General features: G+C 65.6%; 23 protein-coding genes. 11 read left to right on the top strand and 12 right to left on the bottom strand.

Annotation, left to right across the window (positions count from 1 at the left end; genetic code table 11):
* Positions 1–99 precede the first annotated feature (99 nt).
* Positions 100–1,278 (bottom strand): spermidine/putrescine ABC transporter substrate-binding protein, encoded by a 1,179-nt coding sequence (locus VE759_RS03215; protein ID WP_324928193.1) that lies wholly within the window; start codon positions 1,276–1,278, stop codon positions 100–102.
* Positions 1,279–1,629: 351 nt separating this feature from the next.
* On the opposite strand from VE759_RS03215, the gene VE759_RS03210 reads away from it, so the two are divergent.
* The 3 genes from VE759_RS03210 to VE759_RS03200 are packed head-to-tail and all read left to right on the top strand — an operon-like array spanning position 1,630 to position 3,040.
* A complete protein-coding gene (locus VE759_RS03210) occupies positions 1,630–1,872 on the top strand; it encodes a DUF6400 family protein (RefSeq protein WP_324928156.1) in 243 nt (80 codons plus the stop codon).
* On the top strand, positions 1,859–2,095 hold the full coding sequence (locus tag VE759_RS03205; RefSeq protein WP_324928155.1) for a hypothetical protein: 237 nt from the start codon (positions 1,859–1,861) through the stop codon (positions 2,093–2,095). The genes VE759_RS03210 and VE759_RS03205 overlap by 14 nt, the downstream gene beginning before the upstream one ends.
* Before the next feature lie 42 nt (positions 2,096–2,137).
* Positions 2,138–3,040 carry an alpha/beta hydrolase gene (locus VE759_RS03200; RefSeq protein ID WP_324928153.1) on the top strand — a complete coding sequence of 301 codons (903 nt, stop codon included), beginning with the start codon at positions 2,138–2,140 and terminating at the stop codon, positions 3,038–3,040.
* 21 nt (positions 3,041–3,061) lie between these two features.
* Here the strand turns inward: VE759_RS03200 and VE759_RS03195 are convergent, their stop codons facing one another.
* Positions 3,062–3,400, bottom strand: coding sequence for an antibiotic biosynthesis monooxygenase family protein (locus VE759_RS03195; protein ID WP_324928151.1), 339 nt, complete (start codon positions 3,398–3,400; stop codon positions 3,062–3,064).
* A 75-nt stretch (positions 3,401–3,475) separates the two neighbouring features.
* On the opposite strand from VE759_RS03195, the gene VE759_RS03190 reads away from it, so the two are divergent.
* Positions 3,476–4,882 (top strand): purine-cytosine permease family protein, encoded by a 1,407-nt coding sequence (locus VE759_RS03190; protein ID WP_324928149.1) that lies wholly within the window; start codon positions 3,476–3,478, stop codon positions 4,880–4,882.
* Positions 4,883–4,892: 10 nt separating this feature from the next.
* Here the strand turns inward: VE759_RS03190 and VE759_RS03185 are convergent, their stop codons facing one another.
* Positions 4,893–5,045, bottom strand: a complete 153-nt coding sequence (locus tag VE759_RS03185) for a hypothetical protein (protein WP_324928147.1) — start codon at positions 5,043–5,045, stop codon at positions 4,893–4,895.
* A 112-nt stretch (positions 5,046–5,157) separates the two neighbouring features.
* Between VE759_RS03185 and VE759_RS03180 the strand changes: the two genes are divergently transcribed.
* Entirely contained in the window at positions 5,158–6,090 is a 933-nt protein-coding gene (locus tag VE759_RS03180; RefSeq protein ID WP_324928191.1) for a TIGR03564 family F420-dependent LLM class oxidoreductase, read from the top strand.
* Positions 6,091–6,196: 106 nt separating this feature from the next.
* Here VE759_RS03180 and VE759_RS03175 read toward each other — a convergent pair whose 3' ends face one another.
* Together VE759_RS03175 and VE759_RS03170 are read right to left on the bottom strand one after the other, a co-directional pair.
* On the bottom strand, positions 6,197–8,446 hold the full coding sequence (locus VE759_RS03175) for a molybdopterin-dependent oxidoreductase (RefSeq protein WP_414687823.1): 2,250 nt from the start codon (positions 8,444–8,446) through the stop codon (positions 6,197–6,199).
* Complete coding sequence (locus tag VE759_RS03170) at positions 8,436–9,056, bottom strand: TetR/AcrR family transcriptional regulator (RefSeq protein WP_324928145.1); 621 nt, start codon at positions 9,054–9,056, stop codon at positions 8,436–8,438. Before VE759_RS03170 ends, VE759_RS03175 begins: the two co-directional genes overlap by 11 nt.
* Before the next feature lie 311 nt (positions 9,057–9,367).
* Here VE759_RS03170 and VE759_RS03165 point away from each other — a divergent pair, with 311 nt between their 5' ends.
* Positions 9,368–9,736 (top strand): DUF732 domain-containing protein, encoded by a 369-nt coding sequence (locus VE759_RS03165; protein ID WP_414687824.1) that lies wholly within the window; start codon positions 9,368–9,370, stop codon positions 9,734–9,736.
* A gap of 9 nt (positions 9,737–9,745) precedes the next feature.
* Here VE759_RS03165 and VE759_RS03160 read toward each other — a convergent pair whose 3' ends face one another.
* Both VE759_RS03160 and VE759_RS03155 read right to left on the bottom strand, forming a co-directional pair.
* On the bottom strand, positions 9,746–10,297 hold the full coding sequence (locus VE759_RS03160; RefSeq protein ID WP_324928141.1) for a cytochrome b: 552 nt from the start codon (positions 10,295–10,297) through the stop codon (positions 9,746–9,748).
* Positions 10,294–11,376 carry a catalase family peroxidase gene (locus tag VE759_RS03155; RefSeq protein WP_324928139.1) on the bottom strand — a complete coding sequence of 361 codons (1,083 nt, stop codon included), beginning with the start codon at positions 11,374–11,376 and terminating at the stop codon, positions 10,294–10,296. The genes VE759_RS03160 and VE759_RS03155 overlap by 4 nt, the downstream gene beginning before the upstream one ends.
* A gap of 175 nt (positions 11,377–11,551) precedes the next feature.
* On the opposite strand from VE759_RS03155, the gene VE759_RS03150 reads away from it, so the two are divergent.
* Complete coding sequence (locus VE759_RS03150) at positions 11,552–13,492, top strand: potassium transporter Kup (RefSeq protein WP_414687822.1); 1,941 nt, start codon at positions 11,552–11,554, stop codon at positions 13,490–13,492.
* A 54-nt stretch (positions 13,493–13,546) separates the two neighbouring features.
* On the opposite strand, the gene VE759_RS03145 is transcribed toward VE759_RS03150, so the two are convergent.
* Complete coding sequence (locus tag VE759_RS03145) at positions 13,547–13,879, bottom strand: DUF202 domain-containing protein (RefSeq protein ID WP_324928137.1); 333 nt, start codon at positions 13,877–13,879, stop codon at positions 13,547–13,549.
* Positions 13,876–14,223 (bottom strand): YidH family protein, encoded by a 348-nt coding sequence (locus tag VE759_RS03140; protein ID WP_324928185.1) that lies wholly within the window; start codon positions 14,221–14,223, stop codon positions 13,876–13,878. Before VE759_RS03140 ends, VE759_RS03145 begins: the two co-directional genes overlap by 4 nt.
* 134 nt (positions 14,224–14,357) lie before the next feature.
* Here VE759_RS03140 and VE759_RS03135 point away from each other — a divergent pair, with 134 nt between their 5' ends.
* The gene (locus VE759_RS03135) at positions 14,358–15,770 is read left to right on the top strand and encodes a sulfatase (protein WP_324928183.1); all 1,413 of its coding nucleotides are present in this window, start codon (positions 14,358–14,360) and stop codon (positions 15,768–15,770) included.
* A 57-nt stretch (positions 15,771–15,827) separates the two neighbouring features.
* Positions 15,828–16,859, top strand: a complete 1,032-nt coding sequence (locus VE759_RS03130; protein WP_324928135.1) for a histone deacetylase — start codon at positions 15,828–15,830, stop codon at positions 16,857–16,859.
* Here VE759_RS03130 and VE759_RS03125 read toward each other — a convergent pair.
* The 3 genes from VE759_RS03125 to VE759_RS03115 all read right to left on the bottom strand — a co-directional run bounded on the left by VE759_RS03125 (position 16,821) and on the right by VE759_RS03115 (position 20,728).
* Positions 16,821–18,503, bottom strand: coding sequence for an NAD-dependent malic enzyme (locus VE759_RS03125; protein WP_324928133.1), 1,683 nt, complete (start codon positions 18,501–18,503; stop codon positions 16,821–16,823). The genes VE759_RS03130 and VE759_RS03125 overlap by 39 nt on opposite strands.
* 71 nt (positions 18,504–18,574) lie before the next feature.
* The gene (locus tag VE759_RS03120; protein ID WP_324928131.1) at positions 18,575–19,240 is read right to left on the bottom strand and encodes an NAD(P)H-binding protein; all 666 of its coding nucleotides are present in this window, start codon (positions 19,238–19,240) and stop codon (positions 18,575–18,577) included.
* A 99-nt stretch (positions 19,241–19,339) separates the two neighbouring features.
* On the bottom strand, positions 19,340–20,728 hold the full coding sequence (locus VE759_RS03115; protein ID WP_324928129.1) for a cytochrome P450: 1,389 nt from the start codon (positions 20,726–20,728) through the stop codon (positions 19,340–19,342).
* 751 nt (positions 20,729–21,479) lie between these two features.
* Here VE759_RS03115 and VE759_RS03110 point away from each other — a divergent pair.
* Positions 21,480–21,929, top strand: a complete 450-nt coding sequence (locus VE759_RS03110; RefSeq protein WP_324928127.1) for a helix-turn-helix transcriptional regulator — start codon at positions 21,480–21,482, stop codon at positions 21,927–21,929.
* Positions 21,930–21,934: 5 nt separating this feature from the next.
* On the top strand, positions 21,935–22,345 hold the full coding sequence (locus VE759_RS03105) for a VOC family protein (protein WP_324928125.1): 411 nt from the start codon (positions 21,935–21,937) through the stop codon (positions 22,343–22,345).
* The last annotated feature ends 27 nt before the right edge of the window (positions 22,346–22,372 follow it).

Genomic DNA, 22,372 nt, shown 5'->3' with positions numbered 1-22,372 from the left:
ACGGTGGATCCGACGGAGTTGTCGCGCCGCGTTAGCGGAAGCAACACGATCCCGCTGCGCCGCCTGCCGGTGGTGGCTACTCCAGCCATCGCGCGTGCATCACGCCCCGGTGACGGCGGCGTACGCGGTGTTGTACTCCTGGGTCTGCGGATCCGACAGCGCAGGCCACGACTTCAGCTCGTCCAGCGTCGACTGGGGCGGGTTGATCAGCGGGTTGTTCGCCAGCTTCGGGTCGACCTTGTTGAGCTCGTCGGTCATGTCGGACAACACCGGCACGTACTGGGTGTGGGCGATGAGCTTGGCGTAGTTGGCGCGGTCATAGATGTAGTTGATCCAGGCCTCTGCCGCGTTCTGGTTCTGCGTCGTGTACGGGATCACCATCGTGTCGACGTACTTGGTGGCGCCGGAGTCGGGGACGACGAACTTCAGGTCGGGGTTGTCGGCCTGCAACTGCACCACGTCGCCGGAGTAGGCCTGCGCGACCGCGACGTTGCCCGCCGCCAGATCGTCGGCGTAGTCGTTGCCGGTGAACCGGCGGATCTGGCCGCTGTCCTTTTGCTCCTTGACGAGGTCGACGGCCTTCTTGACCGAATCGCTGGTTGGGTGTGCGGGCGAATTGCCTTGCGACAACAAGATCATTCCGAGCCCGTCCTGGGCGTCGGAGAACAGAGTGACCCTGCCCTTGAACGCCGGGTCCCACAGGTCGTCGATCTTGGTGATGTCGCGACCGGTGGCGGCCCTGTTGTAGGCCAGGCCGACCATCCCGGACAGGTACGGCGCGCTGAACTTGCGCCCCGGGTCGACGCTGGCCTCGAGCAGGTCGTTGCGCATGTTGTTCTTGTTAGGCCAGCGGCTGGTCCTAATTTCGTTGAGCCAGCCGAGACCGGCGATGCGGGTGGCCATGAACGTCGTGGGTACAACGAGGTCCGCGCCGATGTCCTGCTTGCGGGAAAGCGGCTCCTTGACCTTGGCGAACCACTCCTCGTTGTCGTTGAAGTCTTCCTTGTAGTCGACGGTGAGCTTGGAAGACGTCTGGAACGCCGCGACGAACCCGTCGGCCATGTACAGCGGCCAGTTCGAGATGCGCAGCAGACCACTGGCGGGTCTCCCGTCGTCGGGCGGCGCGGTCAGGCTGGGGCTCGCCGGGCTGCTGCTCTTGTTGTCCGAGCCGCAAGCGGCCAGGAACGACGGCCCGAGCACCGCCGCCGCGGCGGCCGCCGCGCTGCCGCCGAGGAAGCGCCTGCGCGTCGTTCGTGCGACCGTCAATCGCGTGAGCAGGCCGGGGTCGGTGCTGCGCGGTCCCGTTCCTTTTGGTAAGGCAGCGCTGCCGCTCTGCGTCAGGGCGGATCCTCCCTCGTGCTTCGTCGGCACAACCTCCCATTCGGGGATGGCCACGGTCCCGTCGCTAACCTTCGCGGATCTGGGCGCCCTTCGCAACCGATTCCGTCACGAATCCCCGGAGCTGCGATGGATTCCGCTGTTGGAATCGAATGCCTTGTCCCGAATCCGCCGAACCCTGTCTCGCCTGTGACGAATGTCAAACCCGCAACGTGACCGAGTTCATTGTCCCTGCGTGTTGTAAAAGGCAAGCTCGCCGTTTCTATCCGTTCGACCCCAGAGGGGGTGGCCATGTCCAGCCAGTCAGCCGAGCTGACGTTCACGTATGACCTGACCCTCGACGAGGCCCGGCGTCGGGCCGCGGTGGTGGAGGCGATCGGCGACGGCTGGGACCCGATTCAGGTACTGGCCGAAGAAGAAAAGGCGTACGACATGCTGTATTCGGGCCTCGACGCCGAGCAGCAGCGGATATACGACGAATTGGTCAGCGCCGGTGTGCTGCCGGTCCGGACGGTGAATCGTGTTGCCGATTGATCCCGACGCCGACGCGTCCCGGCGGGCGTGGTTGCGGTGCTCGGTGTGTGACTACGGGGCCGGCTGCCGCGATTGCGAGAGCAGCCGCAACTGCGGAACCCATTGGCAGTACCTGCTGAGCAACCAGGGCGCCATGGTCAATCTGCAGTGCCCCAACTGTGGCCAGGTGTGGTCGTTGAACACCCGACGCGGCGGCGGTGAGCCGCAGATCGACGCGGCCTGACACCCTCCGCCGTCGCCACGGGGGCCGTCTACAGTCAGGTCCATGTCAGCTGAACCGGCCGTCGCGACGTCAGAGCCGCCACAGATTCAAGGGGTTCGACGCTCGTACATCGAGACCCGTGGCGTCCGCTTTCACGTCACCGAGGCGGGCGCGCCGGGCGGACGCCCGGTCGTCGCGCTGCACGGCTGGCCACAACATCACTACGCATACCGGGGCCTGCTCGCCGACCCGCCGCCTGGGCTTCGCGTCATCGCGCCGGACCTGCCCGGTTACGGGTGGTCGGGTCGTGCGCCGCACCGGTGGGCGAAGGAGGACGTCGCCACCGACGTGCTGGCGCTGCTCGACGAACTAGGACTCGATCGCGTCCTGCTGGTCGGGCACGACTGGGGCGCATTCGTCGGATACCTGATGGTGCTGCGGGCGCCTGAGCGGTTCGACGGCTACCTTGTGCTGAACATGGCGCATCCGTGGCTGACCGCGCGCGCCGCGGCACCGCACATTTGGCGCTGGCTGATCTATCAGCCGATGGTCGCCGCATTCGGCGTGCCGTTACAGCGTCACACGCGCTACATCGAGCGCCTGATCTATCCGATCGGCGCGAGGTACGACGGGCTAGAGCCCGCCGCTGTGCGGATCTACGCGGACCGATTCCGCGATCCGGTCTGCGCACGCGCCGCAACGGACACCTACCGCACCTTGTTGCTGCATGAGTTGCCCACGTGGGCGCGACAGCCCGAAAGGCGTCGCGCGACTGTCCCGATCCGCGCGGTCTTCGGCGTCCACGACACCGCCATCCATCCCTCCCTGGTGGCGCCCGAACTTGCAAACGCCGACGACTACACACTGGAGAAAGTGGATGACTGCGGGCACTTCATCGTCGACGCGAAGCCGGACCTCGTGCGCGCGAGGCTTGTCGCGTTGGCCGCCGAAACCCAGCGTTCCTGAGCCGGCCGACTGGCCATGTGGCTACGCCGGGCGGGTGATCGCGTCGGCGGTCTCGTAGACGCCGGGGTGCGCGGTCACCCCGAATCTCTGGACCGATTCTTGCGCGCTCGCCTGAAACTCCTCCTGTGCGGTGGCCGCGGCCAGCGCATCGGCGCTGTCCCACTCGGCGACGTTGACGAGTTGGAATCGGGCGCGCGGCGAGAGCGCCCGGTGAAGCCGAAACGACCGGAAGCCGGGCTGCCTGCTCATGAATTCGGCACGCTCACGCCAGCTGGCCATGAAGGGCTCAAGGTGCGCCGGATCGATCTCGAACACGTTGATGAGGGTCACCGGCGTGGAACCGGTCGGTTGGCTCGCCATAGCTTCACCGTAGCGCCGGCGTGTCGTGGTCAAATGGAATGCAATCGTCAACGAACTGCGGATTGAAGACGTCACATGGCTCGTGAAACACCGGGCACCGGCAGCGCGTTGACCGCGTCGGCCTTCAGCGGCCGCCGGCCGACCGGCTCCGGTGACCTCGCGGTGGAAACCCACGGCATCGCGCCGATCGGCGAGGACCAGCGCTACGGCAGGCCCGGGCGACTGTTCACCGTGTGGTTCGCTCCCAACATCACGATGACCGGGGTGTTTGCCGGCACTCTGGCGCTCGAGCTCGGACTGGGCTTTTGGCTCGGAATGCTGGCGATGGTGATCGGCACCGTGATCGGATCGGTCGTGGTGGCTTATCTCTCGACATGGGGTCCTCGCACCGGTACGGCCCAGCTGCCCAACTCCCGCATGGCCTTTGGTGGTGGGGTGGTTGTGCCGGCGTTCTTGCAGTGGTTGTCGTCCATCGCGTGGGATGGGCTGGTCGGCCTGTTCGGCGCGGAAGCACTCGCCGTGCTGCTCGGCATGCCGTTCTGGATCGCCGTGGTGATTGTGTTGGCCCTGCAGGGCGCGGTCGGATTCTTCGGCTACGAGCTAATTCACCGCGTGCAGGCGGTGCTGACGGTGATCTTGTTCGTGACGTTCGTCGTGTTCGCCGTCAAACTGGTCCGCGGCCATCCGGTCATCACACCGGCCAGCGCGCGGGGCGCCGACATGGCAGGTGCGTTCGTCCTCGAGGTCACGATCGCTCTGAGCCTGGCCATCTCATGGGCCAGCTATGCGGCCGACTTCAGCCGCTACCTGCCCGCGCGTTCGTCGCGGGCCCGGGTGTTCGGCTTCACCTTTGCCGGAATCGCGTTGTCGTACATCTTCGTTCAGGGCATCGGGATTGCGGCGACGGGCGTGTTGTCCGAACACACCGCCGAGGGGGTGCGATCGATCATGGGCGGCGGCGTCCTGGGCGCGGTGGCGTTGCTCGTCATCGCGTTGGCGTCCGTCGGTTCGTGCGCGATGAACGACTACAGCGGATCGCTGGCCTTGCAGACCATTGGAATCCGGGTGCGCCGGCCGCTGTCGGCCGTGGTCGTGACTGTCCTGGCCTTCGTGCTGATCATGTGGCTGCATGCCGCCGACACCGCGTCACGATTTCAGGACGTGCTGCTGATGGTGAGCTACTGGATCCCGGCATTTGCCGCGGTGGTGATCATCGACTGGCTGATTCGCGCGCGCGGACGCTCAACCATCAATCCCGCCGAGGAGCACACCGATCGCATGGATGCGATCGCGGCGCTGATTGCTTTCGTGGTCGCTTACGCCGCGGCGGTGCCGTTCATGAACACATCACTGATCGAAGGCCCGATCGCCAAGGCTTGGCACGGGGCCGACACGGCCTACTACGTCAACTTTGTGGTTGCCGCCGCGCTGTATGGCGGCTATCGAATGCTGCGCCGCCGCCGGAGCCGCTCAGGCAGCTGAGTCGTTGGCCTTAGATCGATCTCACCGTCTCGACATGCTTGGGCGACCGCTCCTGCGCGTCGCTCGCCTCGTATTCGGCTGTGTCGCCGACCAGGCTGTCCACCTTCCACCGGCTCGTCGCCTTCTGCTGCAGTCGAGCGATACGGTCCTCTGACAGCACCATGTCCGCCCGTTCGCCCGCTGACTCGCGCAGCTCGGCAAGACATCGACATCCTCGTCATCGGCATTAACACCGGGGCTCTTGTTTTTGCGCCCAGGGTGCTTCGATGGGGATTATGCAGATCAGCCTCAGCCTCGTCGGATTACTCAGCGACACGACTGGCGGCTCGGCCGTCAACGCCACCGTGAAGGCCCTCTCCACGTTGCGTGACGAGGGGTTTCGCCGAGTCTGGATGGCCCAGCTGCCCTACGACCCTGACCTGACGACGATCCTCGCCGTCGCGCTGCATGAGGTCGACACCATCGAGGTCGGTTCGGGCGTGATACCCATCCAAGTGCAGCATCCGATGCAGCTGGCCCAGCGCGCGCTGACCCTGAACGCGATCGCGGGCGGCCGGTTCACCCTCGGCATCGGAATGAGCCACCGCATGGTCACCGAGCAGATGTGGGGCGTCTCCTGGGATAAGCCGGTCCGGCAGATGCGCGAATACCTCGACGGCCTGCAGCCGCTGCTGGCCGGGCGGGCCGCCGAGGCCGCTGGAGAATTCTGGACCACACGCGGAGCGCTGCAGATTACCGGTGCGCCGACGCCCGACGTGTACCTCGCCGCGTTGGGTCCGCAGATGCTGCGGCTGGCGGGGCGGCGCACGGCGGGAACGCTGACATGGATGACCGGACCCAAGACGCTCGCCGAGCACGTCGGCCCGACGCTGCGTGAGGCCGCCGCGGAGGCCCGCCGCGAGGAGTCCGCCGTGCGAGTGGCTGCCTCGCTGCCAGTCAGCGTCACCGACGACGTCGCGGCTGCGCGCGCCAGGGCCGCCGAACAGTTCGCGATCTATGGTCAGCTGCCGTCGTACCGCGCGATGCTCGACCGCGAGGGGTACTCGGGTCCGGAAGACGCCGCGATTATCGGCGACGAGAAATCCGTGTCCGACCGCCTCGACGAGCTCGCCATGGCGGGCGTCGACGAGTTCGCCGCCCTCACGTTCGACCCCACTCCCGAGGGACGTGAGCGCACCCGCGCGCTTCTGCGGACAATGGACAACTAGCGCTCAAACAGACGCCCTCAAGTGTCCTCTGCGCCAAGCGGTTTCGAGTGTCGTCATCGGCCGCAACGGCACGTCGCGTTCTTGTCGAAGTAGGACGGAGGGCCGATCAGCGCGCGGCCACGGATTCAGCGACCGATTCGATCCGAGCAGGAATATGTTTATGCCACGGCGTGCCCGCGTACGCGTCGCGCCACTCGGTGGACGTGAGCGAGTTGGGCGCCACACCCGGGATTCGGGCGTGGCCTTCGTCGTCGGTGAAATCGAGGCCGAAGCCGTTTGGCAATGCCGCGTGGCCCGCAAGCATGGCCTCGCTGATTTCAACGCTCGCCTCGGCGGTGCCCGCCGCGGTGGTTATGCGGGCGCGACCACCGTCGACCAAGCCGAGGGCATTGGCATCTTCGACGCTGACGCGCAGCGCCCCGTCGGCATCGCGTTTGCGCCACGACGGATCGCGGAAGATGTCGTTGGCGGTATACGCGCGGCGCTCGCCCGCGGACAGCACGATAGGAAACTCCGGACTGGTCAATCCGGGTCGAGCGGGCAGCAGCGCGCGCATCTCGTCGAGCATTTTCGGCACCTCGAGGGCGATCTTGTGATCGGCATGGCTGATCAGTTCGAAGTCGTCCTCATACTCGTGCGCCGTGAAGGTCACCCCCGAGCGATTCTGCAGAATCGCGTTGAACAACGCGTTGCCGTCCGCATGGCCCGCGCGTCGCACCGCCTCGGGGTAGGCCAGCGCCGTCTTTTGTGCGAGCCCCCACAACGCCGCCGCGCCGGCGAGACCGGCAGGCAGCGTTGGGCCAAGCGTCTCGTACAGCACGAACGGCATCACTTTGCCGAGTATCGGGTTGGCGCTGATGGCCCCGAAGAACGCTTCCGCGTACGCGTCTCGGCTTTCAGTCGCCGCCTTACGAAGCGGTTCCAGTTCGGCGTCGTCGACGACGCCCAGCGCTCGCACCAGCCGTGCCCATATCTCGGGCTCGGGCAGCGTGCCGGGGAGCGGCTCGAGCAGCGGATGGCGCAAGTGGAAAGTGTTGCGGGGGAACTCGAAATTGAAGAACGTCGCCTCCGGCTTTTCGTACTGTGTCGCGGCCGGCAGAACGTAGTGCGCCAGGCGGGCGGTTTCGGTCATCGCGACGTCAACGACCACCAGCAGTTCGAGTGATTCGAACGCCGCCCGGCACGCGGCGGAGTCTGCCAGCGAATGCGCGGGATTACTGCTCTCGACGAGCATCGCGCGGAAGCGGTCGGGATGATCGGTCAGGATCTCTTGGGGCACAACGTTGCTGGGTATGAGTCCCGCGATGACCGGGGCCCCGGTGACGGGTGTGCGCCCCACCTCCGGGCCGTGGCGAAACAGCGGCCCCAGGGACGAGTGCAGGTGTTGGCCGCCGCGCTTTCCGAAGTTCCCGGTGAGAATCCACAGCAGCTTGTTCAGGTATGAGCACAGCGTGCTGTTGGGCGCCTGTTGAATGCCCAGATCCTCGAACACCGCGACGCTTTCGGCGGCGGCGATCCGGCGTGCCGCAGCGCGCAGAAGCTCAGAGTCGACGCCGCAGCGCTGCGCGTAGTCGTCGATCGGTACCTCGCGCAACGCAGCCCGAACAGCGTCGACGCCGTTGACGTGCTCGGCCAAAAATGCCTCGTTGCAGAGGTTTTCCTGCACGAGTACGGCGGCCAACGAGGCCAGACACCACGCGTCGGTGCCGGGACGCACGCGCAGGTGGAAGTCGGCCATCTTGGCCGTGTCGGTGAGCACCGGATCGATGACGATCATCGAGCGGTCAGGATTCTTGGCGATGTCGTTGAGCACGGTGCGCGCACGCGGGAAGCTTTGCGACATCCACGGATTCTTCCCGACGAACACCGCCACCTCGGCGTGCTCGAACTCGCCTCGGGTGTGGCCACCGTAAAGGTGGGCGTCGACCCACGCCTCGCCGGTCTTCTCCTGCGCCAACGCGTTTGACCGGTATCGAGAACCGAGTGCCTTGAGGAACGCGCCGCTGTAGCCGCCGCCGAGATGGTTGCCCTGGCCACCACCGCCGTAGTAAAAGATCTTGTCCCCGCCGTAGGTGTCGCTGATGTGTTTGAAGCCGGCGGCGACCTCGGTGATCGCGGTGTCCCAATCGACAGCCTCGTAGCTTCCGTCTGGCCGTCGGCGCATCGGGGAGGTCAGGCGGCTTGGATTGTTTTGATAGTGGTCAAGCCGCAGCGCCTTGTTGCAGGTGTATCCCTGCGATCCGGGGTGGGCCTTGTCACCGCGGATCTTGGCGAGCTTGCGATCATCGACTTGCACGACGATGCCGCAATTGCATTCGCACAGGATGCACGCGGTTGAGTGCCATTCATCGGTCACGACGACGCTTCCTTTCAGTGGTCTCGTCCCTGGTCTCGGCGCTGGTCTCGGCCTGCAGCAGTGCGCGCAGCTGACGATGTACGAGGTCGAGGGGTTTGACATCACGCGAGGCGCGGGCGACGACGATGGCGCCCTCGATCGAGGTCGTCACCAGCATCGCGAGTTCTTCGGCCCGCGATTCGGTCACGCCCTCCGCCGCCAACTGTTGGGCGATCAGATCCGTCCACCTGGCGAACACCGCCGCGGCACGTTCCATCACCGGTGCAGTGCGGTCCTGGTTGTCGGGATCGCCTGCTTCCACTGCCACGGCCACGACGGGGCAGCCGGCTCGGTGGTCGCTGCGGATGAGTTGGTCCCGATAACTGCCGACGAGAACGTCGAGCGCATCGAGGCTTCTTGAGGCCCTGGCGATTTTGGCGGCAACAAATTGGCCCGCGTAATCTATTGCCTCGCAAAGAAGTTGCGTGCGTCCACCGGGGAAGTAGTGGTACGCCGACCCACGGGGCGCGCCGCTGTGCTCGAGGACATCGGCGATCGCCGTCGGTTGAGCACCGCGTTCGCGGATCAGCAGTGCAGCAGATATCACCATGCGTTCACGGGGACTGGGCAAGGCGCCGCTCCCTTCGCCGCGACAGTGGGCGCTATGTATGCTAGCTTACATAGGCGCCGGGCCGGAGCATCTCCGGGGTCGCTCACAGAAAATCTTCAAGGATCACACTGGGTTCGCACAGCAGCCAGACGGCGCACGGATAGTGTGCGAACCTTTACCGCACCGTGTTGTAAATGTGACTGTAGTAAAGCAACGTTGCCGAAGTGAAGATTTCAGCGACAAGCAGACCCAAAAGAATTACGGGCGGGACTCTTCCGGCAACGGCTATTCGCTCGCTTGCGGTGTCGGCCGGAGTGATCGTCGCAGCGGCGATGTTCGCAGCGCCGGCAACGTTGCCGGCGCGGGCGCATGCCGACACGGTCGGCGACTCATTCCTGGCCGCGCTGAACAATGCGGGCGTCGGCTACGGCGATCCGGCAAACACAGTTGCGCTTGGGCAGTCGGTCTGTCCGATGCTGGTCCAGCCCGGCGGGACCTTCGCCACCGTTGCATCGAGCATGGCGGGCAATAACGGAATCGCGCCGAGCTTGGCCGGCTTGTTCACCAGCATTGCGATCTCGATGTACTGCCCCTCGATGGTGTCGTCGCTCGCGGGCGGCGACTGGCTGAACGCAGCTGCGATACCGGGCGTACCGGGGATACCGGGGATGGCGGGAATACCAGGGATACCGGGGACGTAGCAGCCGCCGTCACGTTCTTGCGTTTTTTGGCCGGAGGGTGATGCGCCGAATCATCCCATCGCGCAATGTGATGGTGTGCAGCAGTACCGCGCTGATGTGTGCGGCGATCGTCACCGCGAGCGCGAGCGCAAGCACCGAGTGGGTGTTGCGCAGAATCGCGTAGGCGCCGGCGTCGGTAGGCGCGATGGCGGGGAGCTCGATGCCGCCGAACACGACGACAGGCGTGCCGCTCGCCGACACCATGGCCCATCCCACCAGCGGTTGCGCTAGAAGCAACCCATACATCGCGAACTCGGAGCCGACGACCAGAACGCGTTCGGCTCGGCCGACGGTGCGAGGCAACGGCGGCACTCGGTGCGTGAACCGGTTAACGGCGCGCAGCACGACGACCGCGAGGATCACCACGCCGAGCGTCTTGTGCACCGCGACCAGCACGGTGTAGTCGGCGACCGTGTGAACCATGGTGAATCCGATGACGAGGGCGGCGAAGACCAGGATGGCGACAAGCCAGTGCAGGATACGGGTGCGCCTCGGATAGATCTCGCTCGTCGACGTGGTCATGCCGTCACCCGAGCCACGTCGACGCTGGGAGGAACGTCGGGGTCGGCCGCGCGTCGGCGAAACGACGCGGCGTAGACCGCCGAGCGCGCGCTGAGCAATGGATCCGCCGAGACTTGGATGCCGTCGGGCAGGACCGTCGGGTCGAAGTTGATGTCACGTGCGTTGCCGCGTGCTTCCGACGCGACCGAGGTCAACGTCACCGTGCCCGCGTCGATAACGCGGCGGTCCGCGGGCCAGGGCAGGGTCGCATCGGCCACCGGATCCGACGGCCGGCCGACGGTGAGCAGAAACCGGTAGGCCAGCGGACGACTTTGGATGCGGCGGATCAGATCGTCGAACAGCCAGTTGTGGCCTGACTGCGCCGCGGCCGCCGGCACGGCGGGTTCGACCGGCTCGATCGACCACCGGACCGGGGTGCGGGTTCCGGACGGACCGATGAAGTAGAACGCGTTGAGGCTGCGGTAGGTGCTGTCGGCGAAGCCGGAGGACGGTCGCTGGGCGTTGATCAGCTGCATCGCGGCCTTGGTTTCGGGGTGAGCGGTCAGGAAGCGGTCCATCACTACGGGGTCGGGTTTACCCGTGGCGGATACCGGCTTCGACGCCAGGAGACGGTCGCGGAATCCCTCGGGTGAATTGTCCGGGAACACCGGCAGATTGAGCATCGCGGTCCGCCACTGCACGTCGTCGGGATAACCGAAGGCCAGGCCAAGGCCGCGGGCGGTCCCGGCCGCGTCGGCGACGCCGGGATTGCCGCCGGATAACGAGTACCTGCCCGTCACCGGTGTGCGACCGGCGGCGAACACCGCGGCCGTGGTGATCTCGCGGCCATTGCCATTGCTGTCGAAGTACCCGGTGACGGCGACTCCCTTGGAGTGGTTGAGCCGATATCCCGCGTGCTCACCACTGACGTTTCGGAACGCGTCGACGAAGTCACCTTGCGTCAGCCGGCGCGACGGCCACCGGCCGCTCGCCCACGCCAGTGCCCCCACATCGACTGCGAAGAAGGCACCCACCGCGCCCAGTCCGAGCAACACCTGCCGCCGGCCGAGCGTCACGCCCGGCCACGTTGTCCTTCGCATCAAGCTCCCTTACCGTTTCGCGGCCGTTTCGCGCGGCGCGCTCCGCGCACACCTACCACGACGATCAGCCGCGGCGGAGCGTTCATTCCGGGCCGGACAGGCTCGGGTCATCGGCCCGGATTGTTCACGGCGGCGAACTACGATCAATGCCCATCAACGCCCAGAGGATTCGCCAGTGCACACCAATTCCAAAGCCGTTTCGCCGCTTCGCCAGGCCGGCGGCGGGGATACGGTGCGGCTGGGGCTAGTGGTCGGCGCACTCGGGGTCGTGTTCGGAGACATTGGGACCAGCCCGATCTACACCATTCAAACGGCCTTCAATCCGCACGATCCGCATCCGGTTCCGATCAGCGAGGCACATGTGTACGGCATAGTCTCGCTGATCTTCTGGTCGGTGATGATCATCGTCACGCTGACCTATGTCACGCTGGTGATGCGCGCCGACAACGACGGCGAGGGCGGCATCATGGCCCTGATCACGCTGGTGCGGCACTGGGCAGGGCAAAGCGGTCGTCGCACCGCAATGGTGCTGGCCGCACTGGGCATTTTCGGCGCGTCGCTGTTCTTCGGCGACAGCATGATCACGCCTGCGATCTCGGTGCTGTCGGCGGTCGAGGGCCTCAAGGTCGTCCAACCCAATTTGGAGCCGTGGATCGTGCCGATCACCGCAGTGATCATCGTGGCGCTGTTCGCGGTCCAACGGACCGGGACCGCGACAGTGGGCCGCCTGTTCGGGCCGGTGATGATGGCCTGGTTCACCGCCATCGGCGCCTGCGGGCTTAATGGCGTCATCGCCAAGCCGGAAATCCTCAAGGCGCTCTCGCCGACGTATGCGCTGGGCTTCGTGGTCGGACATTTTCAGATCGCCTTTTTCGCGCTCGCCGCGGTTGTGCTCGCCGTCACCGGTGCCGAGGCCCTGTACGCCGACATGGGCCACTTCGGTCGGCTGCCGATCAGACTGGCCTGGGTCGTCATGGTCATGCCCGCGTGTGTGCTCAGCTACCTGGGCCAAGGCGCGCTGCTGCTCCGTGACGAGAAGGCGGTGAGCGCACCGTTCTTCCTGCTCACCCCCGGTTGGGCGCGACTGCCGATGGTGGTTTTGGCCACCGCCGCGACGGTTATCGCCTCCCAGGCGGTCATCACCGGGGCCTACTCGGTGGCATCGCAGGCTGCGCGGCTCGGGTATCTGCCGAGGCTGCGGGTGATGCACACGTCGGCCTCGACGATCGGCCAGATCTACGTTCCGTTGATCAACGACATCCTGATGGTCGGGGTGCTGATCCTGGTGTTCGCGTTTCGCAGCTCGGGGGGGCTGGCGTATGCGTTCGGCATGGCGGTGACCGGAACTATCACCATCACCACGCTGCTGTTCCTCTACCTTGCCTATACGAGATGGAACACTCCGCTGTGGCTGGTGCTGACCGGCGGCAGCCTGCTGTTGCTGGTGGATGTGATGTTCTTCGCGGCCAACTTGACCAAACTGGTCCACGGGGCGTGGGTGCCGCTGTTGATCGGCGTGACAGCGTTCACCGTGATGACCACGTGGCAGCGCGGACGCGAGGTGGTCACCCTGGCGCGGGAAGAAGCGGAGGGGCCGCTGCGCGAGTTCGTCGATCAGCTGCCGCAGTGTCGGCCACGGTTGGTGCGGGTCCCCGGCACCGCGGTGTTCCTCAACCGCGGGAAAGAGACTGCGCCACTGGCGATGCGGGCCAATGTGGAGCACAATCACGTCCTGCACAAACACGTGGTGATCATGGCGATCGACACGCTTCCGGTGCCGCGCGTACCCGACTCCGAACGAACCGAGGTCGACGCTCTCGGCTATCGCAGGGACGGGATCATTCACGTCACAGCGCACTTCGGATACATGGAAAGGCCCAACGTCCTCGGCGTGCTGAAGCAACTCGGCCCAAAAGACACCGAAGGTCAGATCGCCGCCGAGAATGCTTCGTTTTTCCTGTCGAAGCTGGAGCTGGCCAAGGGAACGGCGCCGACGATGGCGCCGTGGCGCAAGCGCTTGTTCATCGCCACCTCTTATGCCACCGCCGACGCGGCAGAGTATTTCAGCCTGCCCGGTGACCGCACGGTCATCATGGGTTCACGCATCGAGATCTAGTTGAAACGCACTGGTGCGCAGTCGTTTTTGAGCTCGCGATCAGGATGGGCTCAATCAAACAGCCAGCGAGAGTGCCGACACCAAAATCAGAACGAGTACCGAGGCCGCCAGCAGGTGCACCTCGTGACGTGGCACGATTTGTCGTGGGAGTGGGCGCCGGCTGAGCGTGCGTTGGCGTCGGACACCGATCAGGTATGTCGACAGCGCGAGGACGACGGCAAGGGCCGCCGCGGCTGTTTTGAGCGGGCCCGGGTTGCTGTGAAGATGCCGCACCATCAGAAGCGCGCCGTTGGCGAGAACAGCGAACGAGGTGCGAGTCCAGGCCAGTGCGGTTCGTTCCGCCTGCAGTCCCTGACGCTGACGGCTGACTGGATGTGGGCTGGTCAACCCGCGACCGCCTTGCTGACCACCAGGCCGAGTGTGATCAGGCCAACGATGATGAGGCCCACCGCGAGGTATGCCAGCGTCGGCTGTCGGGGCAATGGCCTGCCGTTGCGGATGGCATGGTCAGCTTGTTGCCATCGGCGCAACCCCACGCCGGCGGTCGCGATCGCGAGCACGGCAAGCAGTACGCCGAGGACGTGGCGCGCCCCAGGGATCGTGAGCTCGGGCACCAACTGGACCACTGCGACGGCCGCGGCCAGCAGGCCAAGCGCGGTGCGCTGCCAAGCAAGGAAGGTGCGTTCGTTGGCCAGGGTGAACCGATAGTCGGGCTCGACTTCGGCGGCCACGTCGCCGCCGGGTTCCGCGGCGCCATTGCCGTTGTCAGTCGCCACTGGTCACGCCCTTTGCATCACGATTTGCTCCGAGCGCCTCCAGCCTAGGCGGCGAGTCGCGATTACCTCGGTGGGGCGACCGGTGCAAGCTGGTGTGCGTGACGGATCGGCGAGGCGACAATCTGCTCATCGTGCACTGGCATGACACAGGGCGCTGGCTCGGGGCCTACGGGCATCGCGGGGTCGCTAGCCCACGCCTGGATCGCTTGGCCGCCGAGGGCATCCTGTTCACCCGCGCGCACGCGGCAGCCCCGCAGTGCTCACCGTCCCGCGGCGCGCTGTTCACCGGTCGCTACCCGCACAGTAACGGCCTGATCGGCCTTGCCCATCACGGCTTTGAGTACCGCGAGGGCGTTCGCACGCTACCGCAGATCCTGTCCGATTCCGGTTGGTACGCGGCGCTGTTCGGGATGCAGCACGAGACGTCCTACCCGTCACGCTTGGGTTTCGATGAGTTCGACGTGTCCAATTCCTGCTGCGAATATGTGGTCGCAAGGGCGCAGGAATGGCTCACCGAGAGCGCGCCTTTGCAAGAGTGCGATCCGTTCCTGCTGACCGCGGGGTTTTTCGAAACCCACCGGCCGTGGTCGCGGGACCGGTACAAGCCGGCGCCGCTCGAGGATGTCGAGGTGCCCGAGTACCTGCCGGATATCGCGGAGGTCCGCGGCGACTTCGCCGACTTCTACGGCGCCATCGGGGTGGCCGACGCGGCGGTCGGCAGTCTGCTGGACACGCTCGCCGACACCGGCTTGGACGCGAACACGTGGGTGGTGTTCTTCAGCGACCACGGTGCGCCGTTCCCGCGGGCGAAGTCGATGTTGTATGACGCCGGGACGGGCATATCGCTGATTATCCGGCCGCCGGGCCGGCTGGGTATTGTGCCGCGCATCTACGACGAGCTGTTCAGCGGCGTCGATCTGCTGCCGACGCTGCTCGACTTGTTCGGCATCGCCATACCCTCCGACGTGGAGGGTGTTTCGCATGCCGAGAATCTGGTCCGGCCGGTTGTCGACTGTGCACCGGTTCGCGAGCAGGTGTTCGCCGAGAAGACCTATCACGACTCATTTGATCCGATGCGCGCAATTCGCACCAAGGAATACAGCTACATCGAGAACTACGCCCGGCGGCCGCTGGTGGATCTTCCGCTGGACATTCAGGACAGCCCCTCCGGGAAGGCGGTGGCACCGTTTGTGTCTGGGCCCCGGCCGGCGCGCGAGCTCTACCACCTGCTGGAGGATCCGAGCGAGCTGAACAATCTGCTTGTGGGCGGTGAGCGCGACCGCGTCGAAGCGATTGCGAATGAACTGGCCGTCCGGCTGCATCAGTGGCGGGAGCAGACCGGAGATGTCTGTCCGTCGGAGTTCGCTGGGCCGCACATCTTGATCGAGTACACCGCGGCTTATGTCGAGTCCTGCGTGCAGGTCCTTGGCGTGCGACCCACTTCACGTTCACCGATGGCCACCGAACGTGGCATTCGAGAACCGACCGGCTCCAAGCAGTGAGGCAGTCACCGATGCGGCGCCCCGCCCAGTGAGCCACGCCTGTGCGGAGATAAAGCAATGACGACGGTCTACGCGACCCATCCGCGGTACACCGAACACGACTTTCCCGGACATCCCGAACACGCCGGGCGCATTCGCGCTGTCTGGCGCGGTCTGGACGAAAGCGGCTTGCGCAGCCGGATGCGCCCGCTTCAGTCGCACGCTCTCGATACAGATTTGGCGCTGGCCGTGCACACAATGGACTATCTGGACCTGCTGCAACGGATCAGCGCCGTGCCGCGCACGACGTTCCTCGACGCTGACACGTATGCCGGACCGGATGCGTTGGGGATTGCGCGGTTGTCGGCCGGCGGCGTGGTTGGCGCGGTCGAGGGAGTGCTCACCGGAACGGCCGACAATGGCTTGGCGGCCATACGACCGCCCGGGCACCACGCAATGCCGGCTCGCGCCATGGGTTTCTGCCTGTTGGGAAACGTCGCCATCGCCGCGCGTCACGCTCAAACTCGATACGGAATTGAGCGGGTCCTGATCGTCGACTACGACGTGCATCACGGCAACGGCACGGAAGCGATGTTCTATGACGACCCGTCGGTGCTGTACGTCTCGACGCACCAATACCCGTTCTATCCTGGCACGGGCGCGGTGACGGACGTCGGCACCGGCGACGGCGAAGGCTACACGGTCAACATCCCGCTGCCCGCCGGAAGCGGCGACGGCGCGTACACAACGGTTTTCGAGCAGATCGTCTGGCCGGCCGCCGCGCGCTTCCGGCCCCAACTGGTCTTGGCTTCGGTGGGGTTCGATGCTTACTGGGCAGACCCGCTGGCGGGGATGCGGCTGACGTTGACCGGATATTCACACATTGCCGGAGAAGTCATCCGCATGGCGCAGCGATTCTGCGACGGCAAGGTAGTCTTCGCGCTCGAAGGCGGCTACGATCTCGATGCCCTCCGTCACGGCGTCTGCAACATCGCCCGCCTGCTACTCGGTGACTCGCCACTTGACCCGCTCGGGGTGCCGCCGGGCCCGGCAGCCGAGCCAGGCATCGATTCACTGGTTGCGCGGCTCAAGCGGCTGCACGGGCTGTAGCTGCTCGTATGCGGGCAGCCACATCGTGTCGCGAATCGCCTGCCCGACGTTGTCGTGAATCTTCGCGGCGACACCGTCGTCGACCGCCGCATGGTAAACGGCCTCGGCGACCGCCGCCGACAGGGTGGGCAGATTCTCCACGTCCGGCAGTAGCGCGGACCCTGGTGTCATCGGATGGGCTTGCCCGGCAACGGTTTTAGCGGCCTCGTGGAGCATGTGCTTGGTGACTCGGCAAGCGCGGGCAACGATCACGCCCATACCGATACCGGGGAATACCAGTACATTATTGGCTTGACCAATCGAGTAGGTGGTTCCGTTGTATTCCACGGGCGCGACGGGGGAGCCGGCGGCAACCAGCGCCTTGCCGTCAGACCAGGCGATAATGTCGGACGGCGCCGCTTCCATGCGCGCGGTGGGGTTGGAGAGCGGCAAGATCAGCGGTCGTTCGGTTGATGCCGCCATCGCCTCGACGACCTCCTGATCGAAGGCGCCGGGCACCGTGGAGGAACCCAGCAAAATGGTGGGCGCGGCCATGTTGATGGTCGCGACCAGGCCCACCCGCTCGCCCTTGGCCACACCCAGCCGATCACGGTTCTTGGCGTAGGGAACCTGAAAGTCGCGGAGATCCTCCATGTCGTCAAAGAGCAAGCCCTGCCTGTCGATCGGCCAAATTCGGTCGGTGGCCTGCTCGACGGTGGCACCGTCGGCGACCATCGCGTCGCGGATCTGATCTGCGATGCCCATCCCGGCGGTGCCGGCACCGAACACCACGACCTTTTGGTCCCGCATCGGTATACCGGTGACGTTCAACGCGGAATAGAGCGCGGACATCACCACGGCGCCGGTGCCTTGGACGTCATCGTTGAACACGCAATAGTCCGCCGAATACTTGTCCAAGATCGCCCGGGCGTTGCCGGGCCCGAAGTCTTCGAAATGCAGCATCGCGTGCGGGAAAAGCCGGTGCGCGGTCTCGATGTATTGGCGGATGAACTCGTCATATTCGGCGCCGCGGCGCCGGGCGTGCCGGTTGCCCACGTAGAACGGGTCGCTGAGCAGTTGCTCGTTGTCGGTGCCGACGTCCAGCGACACCGGGATGGTGCGTTTCGGGTCGATACCGCCTCCGGCGGTGTAGAGCGCCAATTTGCCGACGGCGATCTGGATTCCGCCGACACCCCAGTCACCGATTCCGAGGATCGCCTCCGCATCGGTGCACGCGATCAAATCGACATCGTCGGCGCCGAGTCCGAAGGTCTGGAAAGATTCCTCGATCTCATCGGGGTGGTCGATTGACAGATACAGTCCTCGCTGGCCCCGGTACTCGCCGGAAAACCGCTGAATGGCCTCGCCGACAGTCGGCGTGTACACGACCGGCATCAGTTCGGTCAGATGTTCGGACAGCACCTTGAAGTACAACACCTCATGGCGGTAGTGAAGCTGTTCGAGATGCAGGTTGCGGGCGAAATAGGTTGGCATTTCGCGTACCTGGCGCCACACCCGCTCGGCCTGTTGTTCCAGCGACAGCACCCCGGGCGGGAGCCGGCCGGTCACCCCCAGCTTGCGTCGCTCTTCATGGGTGAACCCGACTCCGTGATTCAGACTTGGGTTGGCCAGCGCGAGGGGAATCTGTGGCACGGGTCCGGGCATGATTGGTCGCCTTTCCGGGGTTGACCTGGTCGGCACTACTATCGCGCGACTCCGACCGACCGCGTCAGCGATTACCGGAGTACGCGGGCCGCTACTGCGTCGGTAATCGGTGTGTTGCCTGAAATGACTTCGAACGTCTGGCCCGCGGTGTCGGGTGTGTCCAGCACGGCAACCAGGACGGCGGCGACATCTTCGCGGGGGATGCTGCCGCGTCCGGTCGAGTCGGCGATCGACACCCGGCCGGTTCCCGGATCGTTGGTCAGCAGGCCGGGCCGCACGATCGTCGTATCCAGCGCGGCGCGGGCACCGACCGCCTCGTCCGCGGCCGCCTTGGCGCGCAAATACGCGGCAAAGACCGGATCACGGCCGGCGTGCGCGGCGGAATTGTCGGCTCCCATCGCCGAAACCATCAGATAACGGTTGACGCCGACGGCCTCGGCGGCGTCCGCGAGGAGAATCGCCGCGTCCCGGTCGACCGTCTCTTTGCGTGCGGCTCCGCTGCCCGGCCCTGCGCCAGCGGCGAATACAACGGCGTCGGCGCCCCGCAGGTGCGTCGCGACGTCCTCGACCGACGCCGTCTCCAGGTCGACAACCAGTGGTTCGGCGCCCACCCGTTGCAAATCCATCGCCTGTGCCGGATTTCGGATAAGCCCGGCTGCGGTGTCGCCCCGCTGAGTGAGCAGTCTCTGGAGGATCAGAGCGATTTTGCCGTGGCCGCCGGCGATGACGATGCGCATGTTCTGCATGTTCTAATACCCTTTCCGTACGGCGAGGTCGGTGTGTCAGCTCCGGGTCAGCGACGACGCGTACTTCGACTGATTACCGGTGGCAGCGCATTACCGGTGGCAGCGCATTACCGGGCGGTAGCGCACTTCGGGGTGGTAGCGCACTTGAACGCCCCGATGCGGAAGCAAAACGATTCCGCGCCGGACCTGTCGGTCCGCACTCTTGTGCACGGCTTCGAAACTTCCCGAGCGCAGCAAGGTTTGCAGCGCAACCGATAACTCGACGATGCTGAAACTTGCGCCGAGGCAACGCTTGATACCGCCACCGAACGGAATCCATCCATAAGTTGGCGGACGCGTGCCGAAGAATCGCTCGGGCCGGAACTCGTGCGGTTGCTCGTAGGTTTGCGGATTCAGATTGACTTCGCCGATGTGCGGCACGATGCGTGTCGCCGGCGGCACGGTGTAGTCACCAAGTTGATAGTCGCCGGTGGTGTAGCGACCGGTAAACGGGGACGGCGGCCGTACGCGAAGCGTCTCGTTGATGACCGCCTCGGCGTAGAGCGTTGATTCGCCCGCCGCGGCTTCCGCACGCACCTTGGCCAGCACGTCGGGGTGATGCAGCAGCAAGTCGATCATCCAGGCCAACGTGGTGGCGGTCGTTTCGTGTCCGGCCAGCACCAGGGTGACAAGGTCGTCGCGAATTTCCTTGTCCGTCAGGTACTGTCCGCTCTCGCTGCGGGCAGTGAGCAGTAACGACATGATGTCGGTTCGGTCGTTGAGCCCGCGGTCGTGGCGCCGGGCGGCGATCATCGGCATCAACAGCTCGTCGATTCCGTGGTTCGCGCGGTCGAGTTTGCGCCAGCGCTTCAGGCCGCCCAGCGAGTGAAGTGCGACGCGCAGAATCAGTGCTTCCGACACCCCGAGAGCGAGCAGTGTTTTGAAGGGACGTCCCAGCCGGGCGGCCTCATCACGATCCTCGACGCCGAACATGACGCGCAGAATGACGTCGAGGGTGAGGGCACGGGCGGCGCGAAGCATCTCGAACGGCCGGTCCGACGGCCAGTCCGCAATCGCACGGCGTGTGCTCTCCTCGACGACTGGCTTGTAGTTCTCCAGCGCCTTGCCGTGCAACGGCGGAGTCAACAGCTTCCGGCGTCGCAGGTGCTCGGGTTCTTCTTGCACGAACATTGAACCGGTGCCATAGATGATGGCGGACGGACGCACGCCCCGACCGCCCAACAGGACATCGGGCTTCTCGGTGAACACTTGCTTGACCAGTTCGGGATCCTTGATCAGGACCACGGGGATGCCCGGCAGCGGAATTGACACCACGGGCCCATAGATGGCGAACAGGCGCCGTATCAGCCACTGTCCAGCGATCAGGTATCCGGCACCGCAGGCGGCGGCGAGCAGCGGGCGGACCGGGGATATGACCCGCGGGCCCGGTGCTCGGTGGCCGACCGAAATCGTCGCGCTAACTCGGTCGCCGGCGGTCATGTCGAATGCTGCGGCACATCATTGCCTCCGAACGTCGCTGTACCGAGTAAGCCCACCTGGTCTCCCGACGATATATGTCGCTCGGCTCCCCCCGTACGGGCTTGCCCCACCCGCTTCGGTCAGGCGCCGGCGGCCGCATGCACGCATGCGGTGCGCGTGCCGCCCGGACGAGGCGATCGGCGACTGGTATTCCCCCGATCGGAGGAAGCGTCATTCATCCACCGTAGGGGCTGATCACTCGACAGACTGAACACAACAGCAACGGAATAGTTCTTGTCATGAACAGTGACTCAGCACCCTGCTCGCGGAGATTGGAAAGCGGAAAGATGTCCAGTCGTATTTCAGCCCGGCGGCTGGTTTTCGCCGGTGTAGTCGGCGCGGCGCTGGTACTCGCGCCTGCCGCGGCGAGCTTCGCCAGCCTCAACGGCCAGCAAGGTTCCCAGACCCTCGCAGGATGCACCATGACCCGATCCGGCACGTCGTCGTCCATGGTCTGCTCACCAGACATAGCTCCTGGCGGCATCGGCGGGGCGCCGACCCAGGAAGACATAACTGCCAAGAACGCGCAACGAGCCCGTACGCGCAGCGGTCTGTGAGGCCGCGTAAGCGCCCGGGAGATTGACGCGACTTCCTACGCGGCGGCGGAAAGCGCGGTGGCGGAAGGGAATATACCGGGCACAGCGGACGTGGAGCGGGTGCGGCGCCGGCGTCGCGCTAGGCAACTCCAGTGCGACGTGGCACTATCGCGCGGGTGACCAGCACACCCGCGGAGGCGCAGCACCTGCGCGACCTCAAGCTGCTGCGCCGCGTCCGCGACAGGATGGACCGCGAGTATGCGCAGCCGCTCGACGTCGAGGCGCTCGCCCGCGACGTGAACATGTCGGCCGGGCACCTCAGCCGCCAGTTCCGGCTCGCCTACGGCGAATCGCCGTACTCCTATCTGATGACGCGGCGCATCGAGCGCGCGATGGCGCTGCTGCGCCGGGGCGACCTGAGCGTCACCGAGGTCTGTTTCGCGGTCGGCTGCTCGTCGCTGGGCACCTTCAGCACTCGCTTCAGCGAGTTGGTCGGTGTGTCGCCCAGCACATACAGGCGCCAAGCGGTCGACGCTGCGGCGGGGATGCCGCCGTGCGTGGCGAAACAGGTGACCAGACCGATCAGGAATCGAGAAGCACGGGTCAGCGAGCCGCAACTAGCGTGACCGCCATGGACATCACCATTCACTCGAGCTTCCTGCCGCACGACGACCCGGACGCCTCGCTGACCTTCTATCGAGACCTCCTCGGCTTCGAGGTCCGCCTTGATGTCGGAGGCGGCAAGATGCGCTGGATCACGGTCGGCCCCACCGGCCAGCCCGACACCTCCATCGTCCTGTTCCCACCGGATGCCAACCCAGGCCTGACCGACGACGAGCGCCGCATCATCCACGAGATGATGGCCAAGGGCACCTACGGCATGCTCCTGCTGGCCACCAAGGACCTCGACAGCACCTTCGAGCAGCTGCAGGCCACCGACGCCGAGGTCGTCCAGGAGCCGACCGACCAACCGTACGGGGTGCGCGACTGCGCGCTCCGCGATCCTGCAGGCAACATGATCCGCATCCAGGAGCTGCGCTGACGCAATGAGCACGGCCACGACGAAGAA

Origin of the sequence: Mycobacterium sp., assembly GCF_035640695.1 — a bacterium.
In the GTDB taxonomy this organism is placed as follows: domain Bacteria; phylum Actinomycetota; class Actinomycetes; order Mycobacteriales; family Mycobacteriaceae; genus Mycobacterium.
The sequence above is the reverse complement of the archived record's forward strand: the minus strand, read 5'-3'. Positions and strand labels throughout refer to the sequence as shown.